Origin of the sequence: Nitrospira sp. SG-bin1, from assembly GCA_002083365.1 — a bacterium.
Taxonomy (GTDB): Bacteria; Nitrospirota; Nitrospiria; order Nitrospirales; family Nitrospiraceae; genus Nitrospira_D.
On sequence record LVWS01000038.1, the window covers coordinates 36771 to 55986 of the forward strand.

At 55.4% G+C, this 19216-nt stretch carries 17 protein-coding genes; 9 read left to right on the forward strand and 8 right to left on the reverse strand.

The genetic code is table 11. The features are described 5' to 3' along the window. Nucleotides 1–58 precede the first annotated feature (58 nt). From A4E19_07770 to A4E19_07780, 3 genes are all read left to right on the forward strand, one after another. Nucleotides 59–1108, forward strand: coding sequence for a hypothetical protein (locus tag A4E19_07770; GenBank protein ID OQW31502.1), 1050 nt, complete (start codon nt 59–61; stop codon nt 1106–1108). A gap of 476 nt (nt 1109–1584) precedes the next feature. Continuing rightward, nucleotides 1585–2019, forward strand: a complete 435-nt coding sequence (locus A4E19_07775; GenBank protein OQW31503.1) for a hypothetical protein — start codon at nt 1585–1587, stop codon at nt 2017–2019. A gap of 570 nt (nt 2020–2589) precedes the next feature. Next, a complete protein-coding gene (locus tag A4E19_07780; GenBank protein OQW31504.1) occupies nt 2590–4029 on the forward strand; it encodes a sodium:solute symporter in 1440 nt (479 codons plus the stop codon). Between the two features lie 20 nt (nt 4030–4049). Here the strand turns inward: A4E19_07780 and A4E19_07785 are convergent, their stop codons facing one another. Together A4E19_07785 and A4E19_07790 are read right to left on the reverse strand one after the other, a co-directional pair. Continuing rightward, nucleotides 4050–4412, reverse strand: coding sequence for a histidine kinase (locus A4E19_07785; protein OQW31505.1), 363 nt, complete (start codon nt 4410–4412; stop codon nt 4050–4052). A 67-nt stretch (nt 4413–4479) separates the two neighbouring features. Beyond that, nucleotides 4480–4725: a hypothetical protein gene (locus tag A4E19_07790; GenBank protein OQW31506.1), complete on the reverse strand. Its 246-nt coding sequence runs from the start codon at nt 4723–4725 to the stop codon at nt 4480–4482. A 371-nt stretch (nt 4726–5096) separates the two neighbouring features. Here A4E19_07790 and A4E19_07795 point away from each other — a divergent pair, with 371 nt between their 5' ends. The 3 genes from A4E19_07795 to A4E19_07805 all read left to right on the forward strand — a co-directional run bounded on the left by A4E19_07795 (nt 5097) and on the right by A4E19_07805 (nt 9331). After that, nucleotides 5097–7415, forward strand: coding sequence for a hypothetical protein (locus tag A4E19_07795; protein ID OQW31507.1), 2319 nt, complete (start codon nt 5097–5099; stop codon nt 7413–7415). Nucleotides 7416–7652: 237 nt separating this feature from the next. Further along, on the forward strand, nt 7653–8096 hold the full coding sequence (locus A4E19_07800) for a hypothetical protein (GenBank protein OQW31508.1): 444 nt from the start codon (nt 7653–7655) through the stop codon (nt 8094–8096). A 137-nt stretch (nt 8097–8233) separates the two neighbouring features. Next, nucleotides 8234–9331 carry a hypothetical protein gene (locus tag A4E19_07805; GenBank protein ID OQW31509.1) on the forward strand — a complete coding sequence of 366 codons (1098 nt, stop codon included), beginning with the start codon at nt 8234–8236 and terminating at the stop codon, nt 9329–9331. 16 nt (nt 9332–9347) lie between these two features. On the opposite strand, the gene A4E19_07810 is transcribed toward A4E19_07805, so the two are convergent. From A4E19_07810 to A4E19_07825, 4 genes are read right to left on the reverse strand one after another with little or no spacing between them, the layout of a single operon-like run. Further along, the gene (locus A4E19_07810) at nt 9348–9941 is read right to left on the reverse strand and encodes a hypothetical protein (protein ID OQW31510.1); all 594 of its coding nucleotides are present in this window, start codon (nt 9939–9941) and stop codon (nt 9348–9350) included. Beyond that, complete coding sequence (locus tag A4E19_07815) at nt 9890–12388, reverse strand: hypothetical protein (GenBank protein ID OQW31511.1); 2499 nt, start codon at nt 12386–12388, stop codon at nt 9890–9892. The genes A4E19_07810 and A4E19_07815 overlap by 52 nt, the downstream gene beginning before the upstream one ends. A 2-nt stretch (nt 12389–12390) precedes the next feature. Further along, complete coding sequence (locus A4E19_07820) at nt 12391–13509, reverse strand: hypothetical protein (protein ID OQW31512.1); 1119 nt, start codon at nt 13507–13509, stop codon at nt 12391–12393. 15 nt (nt 13510–13524) lie between these two features. Next, a complete protein-coding gene (locus A4E19_07825; protein ID OQW31633.1) occupies nt 13525–13959 on the reverse strand; it encodes a two-component system response regulator in 435 nt (144 codons plus the stop codon). 249 nt (nt 13960–14208) lie between these two features. Between A4E19_07825 and A4E19_07830 the strand changes: the two genes are divergently transcribed. The 3 genes from A4E19_07830 (at nt 14209) to A4E19_07840 (ending at nt 15854) form a co-directional block, all read left to right on the forward strand. Continuing rightward, entirely contained in the window at nt 14209–14448 is a 240-nt protein-coding gene (locus A4E19_07830) for a hypothetical protein (GenBank protein ID OQW31513.1), read from the forward strand. Between the two features lie 9 nt (nt 14449–14457). Next, entirely contained in the window at nt 14458–14781 is a 324-nt protein-coding gene (locus A4E19_07835; protein OQW31514.1) for a glutaredoxin, read from the forward strand. Nucleotides 14782–15176: 395 nt separating this feature from the next. Further along, nucleotides 15177–15854 (forward strand): cyclase, encoded by a 678-nt coding sequence (locus A4E19_07840; protein ID OQW31634.1) that lies wholly within the window; start codon nt 15177–15179, stop codon nt 15852–15854. On the opposite strand, the gene A4E19_07845 is transcribed toward A4E19_07840, so the two are convergent. After that, nucleotides 15826–16458, reverse strand: coding sequence for a hypothetical protein (locus tag A4E19_07845; GenBank protein ID OQW31515.1), 633 nt, complete (start codon nt 16456–16458; stop codon nt 15826–15828). The genes A4E19_07840 and A4E19_07845 overlap by 29 nt on opposite strands. A 1275-nt stretch (nt 16459–17733) precedes the next feature. Beyond that, entirely contained in the window at nt 17734–18936 is a 1203-nt protein-coding gene (locus tag A4E19_07850; GenBank protein ID OQW31516.1) for a hypothetical protein, read from the reverse strand. Nucleotides 18937–19216: the final 280 nt, after the last annotated feature.

The following is a 19216-nucleotide window of genomic DNA, read 5'->3' on the forward strand; positions in this document are numbered from 1 at the left end:
TTAGCGGCATCCACATAACCAACGGCAGCAAGTGCATAGAATAATCGCTCATCTAGATATGGATGCGTTCTTCGCCGCGATTGAGGAACGAGATACGCCGGCCTTTCGTGGAGTTCCCCTCGTTGTTGGTGCAGACCCGCTGGGAGGGAGGGGACGCGGAGTGGCCGCTACGTCAAACTACCTTGCACGTGCGTACGGCATTCATTCGGCGACACCGATCTCCACTGCATGGCGCTTGTCCGAGGCCGCCCGTCGGGCCGGGAATCCTCCGGTGACCTTCGTATCGGTTGACATGCAAAAGTATGCTCGGGTTTCAGAGGAAGTGATGCGGATCGTGCGGGGCGTCATTCCTGATGTGGAACAGGCCAGTATCGATGAAGCCTACGGCGACGTGAGTTGGACCGGTTCGTATGAAGAAGCCGAACAGCTCTGTCGCCGTCTGAAAGAAGAGATTCATTCTCGAGAAAGACTGACCGCCTCAATCGGTATTGGGCCCAATAAATTGATCGCCAAAATTGCTTCAGGATGGCGAAAACCTGACGGACTCACCATCGTACGGGCGGAGGAGGCAGAGGCGTTTCTGGAGCCACTCTCGATTCGGGTGATTCCCGGTATCGGACCCAAAACCGAAGGTCTCCTGAATGCCATGAATATCAAGATCGTCAAGGATTTGAGAGCACTGTCCGTTCATCAGCTGGAAGACTTGTTGGGAAAGCGAGGCGTGAATCTTCATGAGAAGGTGCGAGCGAGAGACGATTCACCGGTTGAGGTGTATTTCGAGCCACAATCCATCGGGGAGCAGGAAACGTTCGAATCGGATTCGCTCGACAGTCACACGCTTCTCAATCAGCTCGATGGCCTTGTTCGAGATGTAATGGAGCGCCTCCATCAAGAAGGGTTTCAGTCGTTTCGAACCATCGTGCTGACCGTTCGCTTTGCGGACTTTGTGACCAAGACACGCGCCCATACATTGGCTATGGCGACCGGTGAGCAGGTAATATTGAGACGGGAAGCTATAAAGCTGATGCTGCCATTTCTTGATCGGCGAGAAAACCCTGCCCGAAAGCTCATCCGACTGCTTGGCATTCGTGTAGAGAAGTTGAACTGAATCGTATGAGGCTGCACCGACTGTTCCTGCACTTTTCCATTAAAATGATGCGAAAAAGAAGGTCTATATGAGCCAGGCTCCAGATAATACTTCCTTGTGACGCCTGACTTACTCAACCTCGCCCCATAGGTTGGTATTCCGCTTGAGTTGGGGTGTGATGCTTTCCTAGGGCCTACCTTCTGGTGAAGGTTCAGGATCCAAGCCTGTATGTTCATTCATCCACTGAAGGATAGCCTTAAGAATCAAAGATGTATGATTCAAATACATCGGAATGATGAATCCATATGCCTTCAATGTGTCGTTTCGATGCCCCTTGGAAGTAGGAGAGATGAAAAGGATTCGTTGGTGATCCATAAGGGAATGCAGGGATTGCGTCATAGGTATGCGCTTTGCTTCCATACAACAAAATCTGGTTGATAATCTTATCTTATTGATCCTCTGGAGGCATTATGAACATGGGAATAAGCGAGGGCATTATGAACATGGGAATAAGCGAGGCCATCTATGAATCGCATGGACACCGCCTGGGGAAGCTGAACGCTGACAGTGCTGTCGCTGATGTCCCTGAGGACTTGAATTCGTTTCCGTCACGACGACGAGAGACGCGGATGAGCGAACAAAAGGTGTGCGCCTATAGCCTTTGTGAATCGCTCGACGGAAATCGAGTGACCATTGAACAGGGTGAGGTGTACTGCATCAACCGAAGTGAGCATGGAATTTTAGTGCTGATGGGGGTCCGCCCAAGAGCACAGCAACTCCTGGAGCTCCATGTTGCCGAAACGCGATGGGAATATTCTCTGAATTTATATGAAGTACAGTGGTCAAAAATAGTTCCGGTCGAACCTCATGGTCAACTGTTTCTTGTAGGGTGCCGCTTGGTATTCGGGGCATCTCGATATTGGACATTTTAACTCGCCTATCGGCTGATAGCGGACAAGATCGGCAGAGTCACTGATCAGTGATGGGCTGGTAAGCCAGAGTCACCGAAACTGCCATTGTTTTCTCCTTCCTTCAATGAAAAGCTCAGTGTGCTGATCGATATCATCTCTCCGTTTGGTTCGCTGGTCATTCTACCTCTCGGACATAAGACAAGGGCATCGTCCCTGCTGAGTCGCAGGACTCCGGACTAATGATGACACGCGGCTTCGATTTTCCCGGTCCGTCTCCTTAGATCTACTGTACAACATAATCTGCCTCGCCCTTTGACTTACCGGCCCTGTCCAATGGTGTCTCATTTAGCGAGAAGCCGTCCCTGCGTCAGTCAGCCACAGTCGTCGAAGTCGATGACCTGTCCGATTCCCCACCCCCAGCGCTGCAACGTGACGTTTCTCAGTCACCAGCCGACAGAAGGTCTTCAGGAATACCCCAGACCGGTCCCGAGGAAATCGTCTCATTGGTTCTCAGACAGAGAACCCACTCTGTAATACGCTGATTTGTGAATACTGATTGATTGCTCGCCAGGTTCGCTTTATCCTGCGCGCGTGGTTTTCTGGTTTGTCATTCTGTATCTTCTTCTGTCTGTCGGCATCGGACTATTTGCCGCCACGCGTGTGCAGAACTCCAAGGATTTTGCCGTTGCCGGCAGAAGCCTGCCCTTGGCGGTTGTGGTGGCGACCGTATTTGCGACGTGGTTCGGGGCCGAGGCCGTACTGGGTATCTCGGCCACCTTCGTCAAAGAGGGGCTCCATGGGGTTATTGCCGATCCGTTCGGATCCAGTATGTGTTTGATGCTCGCCGGACTCTTCTTTGCTCCGCGCCTGTACCGACTCAATATGCTGACGGTGGGTGATTATTATCGATACCGCTACAACCGGACCATCGAAGTATTGTGCACGCTCTGTATCGTCGCATCGTACCTGGGCTGGGTGGCGGCCCAATTCAAGGTACTGGGTTTGGTGCTGAATGTCGTGACAGAGGGCTGGATCAGCCAATCGAGCGGAATCATAATCGGCGCGGTGATCGTTCTGACCTACACGACGTTCGGCGGCATGTTCTCAGTAGCCATTTTGGATTTCGTTCAGATCTCCGTCATCATGGGAGGGCTTTTGTATATTGCATCGATCGTCGGGGACCTCGCGGGTGGCATACACGCGGTCGTCAATCACGCGGCAGAGGCCGGCAAACTCGACTTGTTTCCGCCGCCCACGATGGCGGCATGGGTTCCGTTCATAGGGGCTTGGATGACCATGATGCTTGGCTCCATTCCGCAACAGGATGTGTTCCAACGGATCACGTCGGCAAAGAACGAACAGACCGCGGTGCGGGGATCGCTGCTGGGGGCGGTGCTTTATTTCGCCTTCTGTTTTGTTCCGATGTTTCTTGCCTATGCCGCAACGTTGATTGATCCCGTGAAATTCGGAGCATTATTGGAGCAGGATTCACAATTGGTCTTGCCGACTCTGGTCCTGCAACACACTCCAGTCGCGACGCAGGTCATTTTCTTCGGAGCGGTTCTTTCTGCCGTCATGAGTTGTTCGAGCGCGACGCTGCTGGCGCCGTCGGTGGCACTGAGCGAGAATGTCTTCAAGCCGATGTTCTCCCATTTGAACGACTGGGAGTTTCTCCGTCTCATGCGGGTGGTTCTGGTGGGATTCGCTTCGGCGGTATTGGCTCTTGCGCTTTGGTCGGATGCCACGATCTATAAATTGGTGGTGAGCACCTACAAGGTCACCCTGGTGGCCGCCTTTTTCCCATTGTTCGCAGGACTGTACTGGAAACGCGCGACGACTCAGGGTGCGCTTTGGGCCGTTGTTGCAGGCCTTACGAGTTGGCTGACATTGGAGTTGGTCAGCCAGCCGGCTGATGTCTGGCCTCCACAGCTTGTCGGGTTCGCCATGGCGGGAGTCGGTATGCTGTTGGGGTCGTTGTGGCCGACCCAGCGGTATGAGCGGCAAAGATCACTTGAAGGACGAATCGCGTAATACATCATGCTGCAGACCGGCTAATGATCGAGGGTGAAACGCACGGCCCTGCGAATGACATCGGGGGTAAAGGGTTTGGGAATGACACGTCGGGCACCGAAGAGTTTGGCGACATTCAGGAAATTCTGATCGCCGGTAGCGCCGGTTATGGCAATGACTTTGGCATCCAGAAATTCCTGTGTCAGCGCAAGCGTGACTTCCATCCCGTCCCGCTCCGGCATCAGGATATCGGTGATGACGAGGTCGGTCGGTGCCTCGCGGTAGAGGGCGAGGCCGATTTGACCGTTCTCGGCCTCCCGGATGTGATGACCGTCTGCCTCGAGAATGGTGCGCAATAGTGTTCTGATTGCTGCATCATCGTCGACTATCAAGATAGATGCCATGCCCTGCTCCCTCCAAGCCGGAAACCTGTTGAGACGTACCTATGTGGCAGCCTGGTTCAATTCGATATCACGCCGCACGCATGATGATTGAAGGAACGTCCGCGTGTGGTTCATCTTCCCCGTAGCTCGCCTCACCTTGTGCAAGCACTAACGCCGGTCGTGCCTTGGCAAGTCGATGTTGCTCGATGAGCGGGTCATGGACATTCCCGCAATTCATGCAGCGATACCCGCTGGCCCACATATGTCCATAGGTGCCCTCAAAGTCCAGGAAGTGTTCTCTCACCATGAGTCCGTGACAGCGCGTGCATTCCATGGTTGTGCTCCTTGTAAAGATTGGGATCCCGTGCTTGTTGTGAGAAAGATAGCCGAGGATTTTGGAGTCAGATAGATCAGGAAGAGGTACCTCGGAAGGAGGGGCTGTCCGGCTGTGGGATAGCTAATAGAAGCCTCGACGTCTCGGACTTGATGGCTTCCTGACATCCATGCCTCCGAGACACAGGCTCGATCCCCTTGGTATGGGGAGGAAATCCGTCTCACGGACCTATATTGTGCATCTGAGGTATTTCTCCAATAGCTCTGCGTAGTTCAGTTCCGTTCGATTCGGTTCGGTCAAGTCGTTGCTCCAGTTGGAACGGCGCGATCTTTCCTATTTCCCTTGCCTAAGCCACAGGGTAAGCTGAAGCCATGTCGGCTCAACCGTTACCTCGGCCTGTCTCCTGGGCGAGGCGCCTTCTCATTTCATTCCTGATCGTTTGTGGCATCGCGATTGTCCTCGTGGGAGGATATGGCGCCTTTCTCTCAACCAGTTTGGCGCTGCCGAGGAGCGACGAGCATCCACCCCTGTTGATCTACGGTGCCCCGTTTTTTCTGACGCCGGGGATCCATCCGGTGGGTTCTGGGTTGCTCGACCATTTGCAGCGGTTGGAGTACAAGCCGGCCGCGGCGGCGCCGCGGGCAGCCGGTGAGTATCTCGTCACCAAAAACTCAATCGAGATCTTTCTGCATGCTCAGGAGGAGAATCGACTTCCTGCACGATCGGTCCGGTTGACGCTGGTCAACGGCATCGTCACCGAAGTATTGTCCGTCTCCGACGGGCGCCCTCTCTCCTTGGTAACCCTCGAACCGGTGTTGATCAGCGGAATGCGTTCCGGTTCCAGGCAGGTCCGAGAATGGGTTTCTCTCGACCATATCCCGCCACTATTGATTAAGACGTTGTTGACCGTCGAGGATCGTCGATTTTTTTCTCATTTTGGGGTCGATCCCATCGCGATCGGTCGAGCGTTGTGGGTCAACACGACTCGCGGCGGGGTCGTGCAGGGAGGCAGCACGATCACTCAGCAATTGGCCAAGAACCTCTTCTATTCTCCCAAGCGAACCATGGGACGGAAACTCCGGGAATTGATGGCAGCGATGGCGCTGGAGTTCAAGTATCGGAAGGAAGAGATTTTGGAGAGCTATCTGAATGAAATCTATCTCGGTCAAGCCGGACCGGTTTCGATCTACGGTGTGGGCGAAGCCGCTCATCGCTACTTCAGTAAGAATCTTGATGAACTGTCGATCGATGAAATGGCGCTGATCGTTGGATTGATCAAAGGACCCAATGCCTATTCCCCCGTCAAAAGCGTGGAAGATGCCACGAAGCGCCGAAATGTGGTGCTGCGCCGTCTGAAGGAAGAAGGAATCGTGACGGATGACGTCGTGGCCCAGGCCATGGCCCGTCCGGTGAAGGTCATGCTGAATCAAGACGTCCTCACCGATGCACCGTATTTCGTCGACCACTTGCTCAGGGAAATCGAACAGGGAATCGGAATGGACATACCGGACGGCGCGCGAATCCATTCGACCCTTGATCCCAGGATTCAGCGGATCGTCGCCCAAGTGGTGCAGGAAGGACTCGCAAGACTCGAAAAGCGCTATCCGGATCTGAATGGGGCCGACCCTCCGCTTCAGGGCGCGGCGGTCGTGCTGGATGTGAAGACCGGTCATGTCCTCGCGATGGTCGGTGGTCGTAACTATCGCTTGAGCCAATTCAACCGTGCGGTGCAAGCGCATCGATCGGCGGGGTCCCTCTTCAAACCGTTTGTGTATCTGGCCGGACTCGAGGCGGCACGTGATGCAGGTACGGCCGGGCTGACCGCAGCGACCATACTCATGGACGAGCCGGTGACACTGGAATCCGGCACGGAGTCCTGGTCGCCCCAGAATTACGATCGACAATATCGAGGGCCGGTAACGGTCAGAACCGCGCTCGAACAGTCCTTGAATGTTCCAGCCGTTCGGACGGCACATCGAACTGGAATTGCGGCTCTCACTAATGTGCTGCATGCGTTCGGAATTACCACGCCGTTGGCGGAGAATTTGTCTCTGGCGTTGGGGAGCTCCTCCGTCTCGTTACTTCAGATCACATCCGCCTACGCCGGTCTTGCCAATGGAGGCGTCGTCATCCGTCCGGTGGCGTTGTCCAACATGGTACGTGACGGAGGAGAGACTATTTGGAGCCCTCCGCTTGATCGGCGTCAAGCCGCGACTCCGCAAGGAGCGTTTCTCCTCACGTCGTTGTTGAAGGGGGTGGTGGACCGCGGTACTGGCACCAAAGCGCGAGCGTTGGGCGTGCAAGGACCGGTCGCGGGCAAGACTGGGACGACTGATGGGTATCGGGACGCCTGGTTCATCGGCTATACGCCCGAGATGGCAATCGGCGTGTGGGTGGGGTTTGACGATGAACGCCCCATTAAGTTGACCGGTGCCCAGGCGGCTCTCCCGATTTGGAGTGAGTTGGCGGTTCGGCTCATCCCACGGGACTCCCCGGATTTTGAGACGCCGGCCGGGGTCGTCCAGCGGAAAATCGATCCCAAAAGCGGACAACTTGCGACCTCGCAATGTCCGGAGAAACGGTTGGAGTTCTTCATCGCTGGTACGGAGCCGACGGTCTATTGCGAGATTCACGGAGGCGGATTGTGGGAACGTCTGAAGCAGACGTTTGGTCTGCCTCAACAAGAATGATGATCGGCCTCTACAAGAATCGGTGATGGGTGCATCAGGTGGCATCCTACACAAGAAGACCACGGTGCGATTTGAGATGGTCCTGGAAGTGTTTTCTCGGCGCTGTCGCAGCGAGTGGAGGGCGTGATGAAGAAGGCGGGCCATGGGGCGCAGAATGTAGGATTCCATAAACTGTTAGGTGTATCTCCGGTCCTAAGGTAACCTTGGGGAAGGCTGACCTGCACCGGAGGAGTTCCCATGAAAAAGACCGGGTATGTCGACGACGGCAATATTACGCTGTTGGCAAAAGGCGTTGAACTGAAGGGTGAAATCAGGGTTGACGGAACCGTGCGAATCGATGGGCGGCTCGAGGGCGATGTCCACACGAAGGGAGAAGTCATTGTCGGAGAAGATGGAGTCGTGAAGGGTGCCATCCATGCCGATTCACTGATCAGCAGCGGGCGTATTAAAGCCACGGTTACGGCAACCGGGAAAATCCAACTCCTCAAAACGGCGATTCTGATCGGTGAAGTCCATTGCCCGACGATGTTGATGGAAGAAGGAGCAAAATTTCAGGGAGTCAGCGATATGGGGGTCACTGGTTGGCCCGAAGAGGCCTCGCGATTACCCAATAACGTCCGTGACATGAACGCGCATCGTGGGAAAGCGATTGCGTTGATCGGACGGGAAGCCGACCTGTAAGATCTCTCCACTTCCCCCTCTCGGTATCATCCTGACATCGGCCCTTTCATTTCTTCCATATCATCCTTTGCTCCCGTGACAGACGCCATCAGATCTGCTATTTACTCGAGACTTCTTCATAGGCTGCGATATCTTATATGACCAGACAACAGATCTTTTCAGTTGTATTCTTTTCTCTCCTGGTCTTGCTTCTCTACCAGATCGGACTGATGTTCAAACCGTTTGTCTTCTCCGCCTTGTGGGCCGGTCTGTTGGCGCATTGGGTATTCCCGCTCCATCTACGGTTGACCAGATTGTTCGGCGGCAAGGAAGCGCTGTCTGCTTCCCTGCTGACGGTCGGCGCCTTAGGGATTGTCATCGTCCCATTGATTGTGATGGGGGTAATGCTGGTGCGCGAAGCCGGCGCCGCAGAACTAGAGATCAGGTCATGGATCGCGGCCGGCGGCCTTCAGCGGCTGCCGGAACAGGTTGCGGGCATTCCGTTTATCGGCGGTTTGCTGAAGTCGACGATGTCCGACACCGGTACACCGGCGATTTCCTTGGAGCAGTCATTACTGACCGGAGTGAAAGAACTCAGTCAACTGTTGGTCGGTGGGGTGGGAGGATTGTTGAAGAACACCTTTGCGCTGGTGACTAATTTTTTCATGATGCTGCTGATCCTGTTTTTTCTCTTTAAAGACGGTCGACAGTGGCTCTCGGTCTTGTACGACCTCATCCCATTGGAAGAGTCGCATAAGTCCAAGATCCTGATCCGGTTGGATCAAACGATCCGGGCGGTGGTGAAAGGCATGTTGGTGACGGCCATCGTTCAGGGACTTCTGGCCGGGATGGCTTACTTGGCGCTCAATGTCCCGTTTCCGATGGGATTGACCGCATTGACGATCGTGCTGGCGCCGATCCCATTCGGCGGAACGGGGCTGGTCTGGGGACCAGTGGCACTGTATCTCTTCTGGATGGGAATGACCGGAAAGGCACTCGTGATGTTGGTGTGGGGGATCGGCGTGATTTCGATGGTGGATCAGTTCCTCCGTCCGTGGTTAATCGGTCAGGATGTGCAGATTCCGGTGTTGCCGCTCGTGCTCAGTGTGCTCGGTGGGCTGGCTCTGTATGGGATACTGGGGATCTTCATTGGACCGATTATGGTCAGCTTGCTGATGACGGCGGTCCAGATTTATCGGGAGGAATACCATCTTAAACAAGCGATGGCTCCTGTCGCTCCGTCCACGCTTCCCTAACGTCTTCGTCAGCGTACTACTCGAGCGGAATCGTAATGGCGATTCCTCCCATGACATCGTGCAGCTTGAAATCCTGTTTAGGGCTCAACGGATGGCTGTTATGGCAGGTGACACAGGCGGCGGAGACCGCACGGTCCGCGTAGATAGCCTGGAAATATTGCTTCTTGCCGCTCGCCACGATGCCGGTGACCGGCCGATCCGGCTGGCGTCGAAGGAGGTCCAGGGCCTTTCGCTCGAACTCGGTGGCAGGGGCGTTACGCTGATAGATCGGGGAGAAGCCGATGAGCCGATAGCGGATGCCCCGTCCACTTTCGGCCACGAGTTGTCCGGAATGCTGGAGGAACTGGGCCGGCAGCGGCAGGGCATTGTCTTGCTCCCAATGTTCCGTTGCCGCGACAATGCCTTTTTCCTGCATACGGTTGACGATGTGTGTCGTGTAGATCGAGCGGTCGGCTTCGAGGACGGCATGGACATAATCGGCGACCCTATCAGGAGAAATGCCGACGGCAGTGGGGCTCTCTTTGGCTGAGAGGAACGCCGTCATGCCGCAAACTCCCCCTAGGAGGAATGCGATGGCTGTGGTTCGGAACGCGAAGCGGAGGTAGTCCATGGGCCTCCTGTGGGAGTTATCGGGGCGCTGATCGGCAGAGTGATGAAGCATGTCGTGCCTCGACCTTCGACACTCTCAATGCGGAGGTCGCCTTCAAATTTGCGGATGATACGCTTCGCCACCGTGAGCCCGAGGCCGGAGCCTTCTCCCTGTCCCTTCGTTGTAAAAAACGGGTCGAAGACTCTCGATAGATGTTGTTTGGAGATGCCAGGGCCGGAATCGGCAATTGTCATCGTCGCGATATGGTCCGATACGGCGGTCGTCAACGTGAGTGTCCCGGTGCCTTTCATGGCTTGAGCGGCATTGGTGATCACATTCACGAAGGCTTGCCGAAGTTGGTCTGGAAACACCACTACGGGGGTGCTGCCTGCATAGACCTTGTCGACCACGACCTCTTTCATGTCCACGCTGGATTGTGCCGTGGTCAGGGCCTGGTCCAGTATCTGCTCCACATGCACCGGCACCGGCTTGTCGGACGCCTCACGGTTGGCCACCCCGGTAAAATCTCGAATGATCGTCGCCATGCGACGGCCGTGAGCCACGATATCCTTGGCGCAGCTCTTGACGTGCTCCAAGTCCTGTTCATCCTGAATGACTTCTCCCAACCCGATGATACCGAACAGGGGGTTGTTGAGCTCATGACCGATTCCCGCGGTAAGCACCCCGAGACTGCCCATCTTCTCCGCCTGAACCAGTTGATCTTGCAGCCGGCTCTCCTCCGTGGTGTCTCGAAGCACCAGTCCGATGCTGTCTTCTTCCCCCGGTCTCGCGGGCAATCTGAACCATTGGTATTGATAGATGCGGGACCCGATGTGAAGTTCAGCCCGACGACGAACGGGTTCGTGGTCCGTGTGAGGCATGAGCGGGTCCCTCGGGACCGGCTCACGTTCGAGATCGGCTGTGGTGGACGACGAATCTCCGTTGGTTCGGAATTCCGATTGAAGCTGTTTCTGAACCGTCGGATCGAGGGGAAGAATCGTGAACAGCGATACGCCGGTCGTCGGTTCTTGGATATTGAAGGATTCGCGGGCCGCTTGGTTGATGTAACGCACGACTTCATGCGCGTCGATCAAGAGAATCGGAGTGGGAACGGCGTCCAGGATTTGATCAGTCGACTTTTGGAGGACTTGGACCTCTTGGGTCTTCAACTTGACCTGGTCCGTCAGTCCGGCGAACGCCGCTTTCAGTCGGCTGTTCATCCGGTTGAACTCTTCGGCCAAGTCTTCCAATTCGTCACCGGTGTCGATCCGGATCGGTGTCCGCAGTTCTCCCCGTCCGATCGCCTGCGCGGCCTGTTGCAGTTGCCGGACGGGCGTGACGATGCGGCCGGCGGCAATGTACCCCAGCGCGGCCAGCAGCAGCAAAGCGACCGCTCCAAATACCGTGACCCAAGTGAACAGGTGCTGAATCGGCGCGAACAGTTCATCGGACGACTGCCACACGAATGTGTGCCACGAGCCGGCGTTGATCGAACCGTTGGTCGCCCGGCTGATCTCCGGGAGCGGCGCGAAGCCGATCACGGAGGTATCCTGTCCCCCATGGCCGTCGCTCGAGGCTTGCACCCAACCGGGCTGCTGCGGCGTGACGAGCGGGATTAAACTCCGATCGGACAAAGGAACACCGGTCGGAAGAAGCGGACAGCTGATGACGATGCCGTTGGAATCGATCAGCATGACGTGACCCGTTTTTCCGAACCGGATGACATGGGTCGAGGGAGAAAAGAAGGCTTTGGCGTCGATCACGCGGTGCAGGACTCCGACGACTTCATACCGGAGACTATCCATGACGGGGAGTGAAATGGTGAACACATAGGTGTTCGCCTGGTCGTCGAAATGGATGTCCTCGACATAGAGTCTGCCCACCGCTTTGTTGAAGGCTCCCTGCCACCATCGGGTCTCGTCGTGGCGAAACGCCGGATGGTCCGTCATGGTTGCGACGAGCCTGCCCTCTCGATCGGTCAAGAACAGCATCTTTGTCGATGAACGAACCACGTGCGGGAGCAACTGTCCCGGCGCGCTATGGAGGCCGGTAAAGTATTCGTGCAGCAAGGCGCTGAACGGGCTCTCCAAGACGGATCGGAGCGCCGTCTGGTCGCGTGCAGTCCAACGTTTTTCCAATTCTGAGAGCGCCGTGGCGGGATTCTTGGGATCGCTCCGTGCATCACGCCGATGTTCCAGCTCGCGGATGAGCATCGGATCATTCGCGATGCGCGCCGTGTGGGCGATTTCTTCAGCGAGCAAGAGATCGAGTTTGCGGGCGGTTTCGGTCGCCAGCGCTTCGAAGCTCTCCCCGCTGACCTCCCGGATTTCCTGAGACCCTTGCCAGAAGGCCATTCCCAACCCGACGATGAGCGGGATGAGTCCGACGAGAAGCATGGAGACGATGACCTTGGCCTTGAGCCCCCATGTGGTGCGGGGCGGCGCGGAGGGGGCCGGTGTCTCAGCCATAATCAGGAGCTCCTCCCACCGGTAGGGGTCTCGTCGTGAAAAGTGAGGGTGAAGGTCGAGCCGCGACCGATGTGGCTCTCCACCCCTATGGAACCATTCATGCGATGGATGACATTCTTGATGTTGTAGAGGCCCAATCCAGTTCCTTTTCCCGGCGGCTTTGTGGTGAAAAACGGTTCAAAAATCCGGTGTTGTATCTCCGGAGCCATGCCACAGCCTGTATCCGAGACACGAACCTGCGTGGTACCGGCGACAGTGGACGTTTCCAGCGTCAAGATTCCCTTGTGTTCCATGGCTTGGACGGCATTGGTAATGAGATTGACGAACACATGGAGGAGTTCATCGGGGTTTCCCTTCACGACGACGTCGGGCTGATACAGCTTGCGGATCTCAATGTCTTGCAGCGCCACGGCATAACGGGCGATTTTTAGAGCCTCATCCAGCTTGCCGTTGACGCTGATGAGCCCGTCTTGTCGCAGAGATGCACGGCGGGAATACGAGGTCAGATCTCGACAAATGGCCGTCGTTCGTTTCACGGCCTCAATGATGTCTCTGGCCTGAAGATGCACGGCTTCCAAGTCGGTTTCATCGGTGAGGTTCTCCGCCAGTCCGAGAATCAGTTGGAGGGGATTGTTCATATCGTGAGCGATGCCGGCGGCAAACGACCCGATTCCCGCCAGCTTCTCCGCATGGAGCAGCTCGGTTTGCAATGTCGATTCATGTTGCACGAGCAGCCAGAGTAGCCTCGACGTCTGCCCATTGACGATGTCGGTCCCGGTCGGAACCTCTTTGTGAAGTGCCGCTTCCAGCGCTGGGTCGCCGGTGACGTCCATTACGAGATGGAGCCCGGGGGTGTTGACCAAATCGGCGATGCGGTCATAGATCGACACGTTGAGCTCCTGGGCCCGTTGAAGGCCAGGGGCCGAGGGATTCTTGTCGGTAATGCCGACGATCTGCACCGTGCCGATTTGGTGGAGGACGTCGAGCAGGGCGATCCCCCCTCGACCCGCCCCGATGATGGCCACTCGCATCGGTGACGGAACGGGAGCGGGTTCGTTTCCCTGATGCGTGGTTCGCGGATGGAATATGATCGGTGAGATAGTCGTCATGCTGAACCCCATGCGGTGGCCGGTCCATCAGAGATGAGCCAATTCACGTTGTTCCATGGCGCGAGCGACAGAAGCTTTCAGTGTCTCGCCTTCCACCGGCTTTACGAGATAGTCCACGACTCCCTGCCTGAGTAATGACGTGGCCATATCCGTGTCCGGAAACCCGGTCAGGACGATCAGCGGCACGCGTGGATAGTTCTGGCGAAAATATGCAATCGCTTCGATCCCGTTCACTTTTGGCATCCGGATGTCACAGATGATGACGTCGAGAAGCAGCCGGTTTTCCCCTGAGTTGATGACCTCAATGGCCTTTTCCCCGTTCTCCGCTTCGAGCACATCATAGCCGGCTTTGTGCAGAGTCATCCGGACGACCTTGCGAATATCGGGTTCATCGTCAACGATCAGCACCCGACCATTGCTGCTTTCACCTCCGACAAAAAACCCGGACTTGAATTCGCTCATGGCGACCTCCTTGGTGAAGGACAAGGTGACATGTGTATGGAAGTAGGTAATGGCAAGCTCGATGCCGAACACGACGACGGTGAGTTATGAAGACATTCAACGGCTTGGCCTCTCGCATCCGGTGGGTATGTGAGGGAGCCTGGTGCCAAAGCACCACCAACATGCTGAAATCCACCACCACAAAGGAAGTCCGTTGCGTTTCAGAACCGATTTCGGCTAGGGTATTGAAAACATGAGGAGTGGAGGCCGGTGATTACCCCAGACACGCTCACAGACTATATTCGTCGGTCTTTACCGGATGCCGTGGTGACGGTGACCGATCGGACGGGCACGATGGACCACCTCAAGGTTGTGATCGTCTCTGATGGTTTTCATGGGAAAAACCTCTTGGACCGGCATCGAATGATTTATCACGCATTGGACGTACCAATGAAGGATGGACGCATCCATGCGCTCGAAATAACGGCGCGTACCAGAGACGAGGCATAGGAGGACACCATGGCCGATCCGATCGAAGATGAAATCCAAAAAGAAGTGAAGGCTCACAAAATTTTGATTTATGGCAAAGGCACCAAGACGATGCCGATGTGCGGGTTTACGAGAGAGACCATGCAATTTTTTGACAAATACGGCTACCCCTACGAACTCATTGACGTCTTATCCCAACCGGCAAAACGTGAAGCGCTGACGAAAATGACCAATTGGCCGACTCTTCCCAAGGTATTCATCGACGGCACCTTCTACGGTGATACCGACATCCTTGATCCTATGGCTGCCAAGGGCGAAATCGAACCGCTGCTGAAAAAAGCATTTGGGAAATAGGCCAACGGCCGAACACTTCTCTGCCGATACCTTCGAGGGCATCCAACTAGTCTTGCTTGCTTGACGCCTGTAAATTCGTCGTGAGCGACTCAAACAATACGCGCTTCGCCGTTGCCCATGAAGCGCAATGGTCCTGAGCGGCGGTGAGTTGTGTCCCCTCTAAGGTAATGGCGGTGTCTGTTTCACCCGTTGGCTGTGGGAGTGGAGGGCGCAAGCCTGAGTCCACCTCGAGACAATACACCATGATAAAATATTTAGGCCTTACGGCGAGTACGGTGATCGTGATAGTGAGCCTGATGGCGATTGTCGGATGTGCAGCCAGCCGCTCGCACCATCGTTTTGCCTGGGAGCAATCGCGGATCATTGATCTGACCCATTCCTTTGGATCAGAGATGATCGTCTGGCCGACGGAACAGGATTTTAAACTCGTCGTCCAGCATGCGGAGGACACAGCAGGCGGATACTACTATTCGTCAAACCGCGTGGAGATGCCTGAGCACGGTGGCACCCACATCGATGCACCGATTCACTTTTCCAGAGGGAAGCAGACGCTGGACCGGATCCCAATCGAGCGCATGGTAGGAGAGGGCATTCGAATCGATGTGACGGCACAATGTGCTCGCGATCGGGACTATCGTGTCGGTATCTCAGATTTGCACCGCTGGGAAACCTCGCATGGTCCTATTCCAAATGGCGCTATCGTCCTGGTGAACACGGGTTTTGCTCGATGGTGGCCGGACCGAAAAAGCTATTTAGGAACAGACGTGAGAGGGCAGGAAGGGGTGCAGGCGCTGCATTTCCCGGGGTTGCATCCGGATGCGGCCTCCTGGCTGGTGCGTGAACGGCACGTCAAGGCCGTGGGGATCGACACCGCCTCGATCGACCATGGCCAATCGACGAAGTTCGAAACACACGTCACGCTCCTTTCTCAAAACGTCCCGGTGTTCGAGAATCTCGCTGAACTGCAAAACCTGCCAGATCGTGGATTTGACGTTATTGCGTTGCCTATGAAAATCGCCGGAGGCACCGGTGGCCCACTGCGGATCATCGCGGTTCTGTCGCCCTTGCCCTGATTGTTAGGCCATCTACGGCAGGAATCAGGATTCCTGAATCTCCTCCAAGCATCAAACCTTGACCGGAGAGAAACCACCGGCCGACAAGGGCAGCCGTCGCTGCGTCCAGCTCATCGCTCGTCGCGGTTTTCTTCAAGCCACGTACCCCGAGTTTTCTCAGCCCAGAGAGCAAGCCGAACCTATCTTGGTGTTGCCGGGGAATTCCCCACAGATCTTGTGCACCGCCTGGATAACACTCCACGACCTGATGGCCCATAGCGGCGAGTTTTCCTTTTAAAGCAAGCCCACGTTCCGTCAGCATGCGCATGGGACCGAGCGTGATAGGGAAGAAACGGATGCCTCGGCGGAGCAGCTCACGATCGCACCCGCGTAAATGTTCACCGGCACGATCATGGACCGTCTGCCGCCCATTCGGTAGGCTGAGCGGGGCATCAATGGGGACAAGAAGGGGGCGAACTTCATTGACGAAGTTAAGAATGTCGTCGTCGCTGAACGCCACACGGGTTTCAGCCATTAGATCCCGCAGCACACACAGCCCCGTCGGTCGCTTCGGCGACCCGGCGAGATCGATGCCCACAATGACCAGCGGTGCGCTCTTAGTCATTGGAGTCCCCTGCCCTGGGATTGTAGCAGGCTCGTTTTCATCCTTTTAGGTTTCGGCGGACACATGTATACTTGTTTATTATGAAATTCCAGGAATCGACTGTCTTCCAGACACCTGGACGGCGTCCGAGCAAGTTGAGTCGGCAGCTCGCGGACGAGAAGATCGAACGGGCTAGGCGCATGTCCCCCGAAGAACGGCTGATGATGGCATTAAACCTCTCCGATTTCTGCTACGAACTGAACCAGTGTTCTCCGAAGCCCTAAGCCAGATCGTTGGACGTCTAGACCAAGCGCAGAAGAACCACCTGCTCCATTCGTACGCTTTGATTGGTGGCTTTGCCGTGTCTGCATGGGGTGTTGTACGAGCTACACAAGACATTGATCTTGCAGTTGCGCTCGGGAACATATGAGCGGACCAACTCCTTCAAGATCCGAAGACAGAATTATTGAAGCCTTTGTAGCGTACCTCGCCAACACCTTATACTCTGATCTAAAGATAACCAACTGGCCAGATAAGAGAAATTCAACCTCGTCCGATATTGATGCTATCGCGAAAAGTCATGTGTGTTGTATTGCCATCGAACATACAAGTGTAGATTTCTTTCCGGATCAACGTCGTCATGACAGCCGGTTTCTGGAAGCGATTGGTTGTTTGGAGGATGAATTGACAGGAATAGTCAGTTGTAACCTACAGGTGAGTGCCCCTTTTGGGATGGTGCCGACCGGTATAAGCTGGGAGGAGATTCGAGATCGGTTTCGAAGGTGGATCCTTGATGTAGTTCCACAGCTACCGTCTGACAAATGCATAACTGTTAGCATTGAAGGAATTCCTTTTTCGGTGACCATGCACAAGTCCTTTTCTTGTTTTCCGCGGACTTTTCTTGAATCGTATTGCTATTGAAAACTCAGATTTCTCTGAGCGGCTTAAATCACAATAGATGGTAAGGCACAAAAGCTGGAAAAGTATTGTTATAGTTGTAGCTTGCTCATCCTTCTCGTAGAGAACGACGATCTCGCCAATATGAATCGGGGAACGATGATCGAGGCAGTCGAGGCATCCTATCCTCAATCCTTGCCACATGGTCTCGATAGGATTTGGTATGCCGACAGTTCAAGTTCTGGGTCTGTTCAATTTTGGAATGTCACGCCTGCATCTAGAAAGAATATGCCTCCCATGACTGGGATGGAAGAGTTAAAGAGACCTCCAGAATAAGTGTTGATCGGCAGTTTTGGGAAAGCTAACCCGTGCCGCCCGCTGAATGGGTGAATTATAAAGTTAGGGCGCGACGGCTTGTTTCGTTTCATCCAGATGCTTCTGTAGGTAGGTCATGAAAGGGGTGCCGCCGGTGCCGACGGCCGTGGGGTTGGTCGAACTGGTCTGGTGCTGACGGAAGATATAGCTGTCGGCGTAGCCGATGTGAATTTCACGGAACTGGGCCAGCAGATTGACGCACGCACAGTAGGCTGACCACAGCTCGGGATGGTGCTGTCTGCGATCACGGACATAGCCCGCAAGAAGCGCGCGCCCCTGGCCATCAGTGTGGCTTTCCAGGACCTGAAGAAAGGCGCGGTGGCGGGGAGGCATGTACTCCCGCATTTCTTGTAGATACACGGTCAAAGGATCGGGCGCATGGTGGATGCCCAGTCCTGCGTCTAGGCAAGGAACGATGGAGCTCTGCGCGCCAGTCTCGCCACGAAACTGCTGCGGTTGTTGCGCATAGGCGGCGACGTGGTCATAGATGAGACCGTCTGGCAGTGAGGGGCTGTTCTTCCAGCCGTGGATGTAGGGTCTCACGCGGGTGTAATAGACATAGGGATCGCAGCGCTCTTTCATGCGGAGTAACGTGTCGCGCATGGCGGTTTGCGCTGATGCCAGAGCCTGTAAACCTAACAATATCTCATCGTCATTCCCGTTCGCCGCTGCATTAATTGCCCGTACTAAGCCCGCGAGTCCGGACCCTGCATGCTGCTCAATCTGGATGTGGACAACGACAAACCACTCTTCATCCAGCCCGCCGAGAAAATTTTGCAGCAGCACGATGTTGTCGAGCTGAATTGGCTTCGACCGGTCAAGTCGGCGCCAGTTGTCCAGTGCGTAGGAGGCATAGGAAAGGACCGGCGGACGGCCGAGCTTCTGGGAAATCTCATGCCATGGCCTCGCCAGTTGAGCGGGGAGTTTGACCGCCGGTTGTCCCGGTGTTTCCCAGACATAGGCGTGACCGGCGAATGAAAGGATGCGCATCGCCGCGCGATACTCATCCACACTCCAACTCGATGGGATAGACGAGAGCAACGAGGGTTGTTCATCAATAAATTGCCTTACCTGGCGTGTGCTCAGCAATTTCGGTAATTCTCGACTCAGATGATTCAGCACGAGGCAGTCAGGCACGGTGTCGCCAGGATCAGATGACAGGAAACCCCGTTCAGGGGAAACGTCAAAATCGGCAAGTGATAGCGGTTGGGACGCGCGGGAGTTCACGAAGGCCTCCTCGCCCTCACTTTACCACTCCTCCTTGAGATTGCAATCAATGGTTCGTGAGAATGCGCGTCACGAATACAAAGGCCCGCCTCAATAGAGGCGGGCCTTTACATTTCTCTCCTATGCAGGTGCGGTACGGGTGCTCTCAATTGCGCTCTTTCTTCGCTTTTCCCTCAGGTGGGCCTGAGACTTTCTGGAGCGACTTTAGCGAAGGAAGGGGGATGACTGAAACCAAAAAACACCCCAACGGAGGCGGCCTTTCCCTTTCTTATCTCTCAAG